General features: G+C 62.5%; 1 protein-coding gene. It reads right to left on the reverse strand.

Features of this window, described 5'->3' with window-relative positions; all coding sequences use genetic code 11:
- Positions 1 to 269, reverse strand: a 269-nt coding sequence (locus tag SB847_RS21165; RefSeq protein WP_410578593.1) for a Gfo/Idh/MocA family protein, incomplete at both ends; no start/stop codon positions are given.

Consider the following 269-nt stretch of genomic DNA (forward strand, 5'->3'; position numbering starts at 1 on the left):
GGCTGTCCGCCAGTGGTTTCTCCACCAGCACATGCTTCCCGGCCCGCAGTGCCGTCATCACCACTCCGTGATGCGTATGGGCGGGAGTGGCAATGGCCACGGCATCCAGGTTGTAGTCGTCCAGCAATTCGTCCAAGGACTCGACGACGGGCACGGCGCCTACCGTCTCGGCGAGTTTGAGGCCCCGTTCGACGTCGAGATCGCAAATAGCTGCGAGCTCCCAATCAGGGCTCGCTTTGAGGTTCCTGGCCAGGTTGGGTCCCCAGTAT

The sequence above is a fragment of the Bacillus sp. SIMBA_026 genome, from assembly GCF_046535335.1.
GTDB classification, from domain to species: Bacteria; Bacillota; Bacilli; order Bacillales; family Bacillaceae; genus Bacillus; species Bacillus velezensis.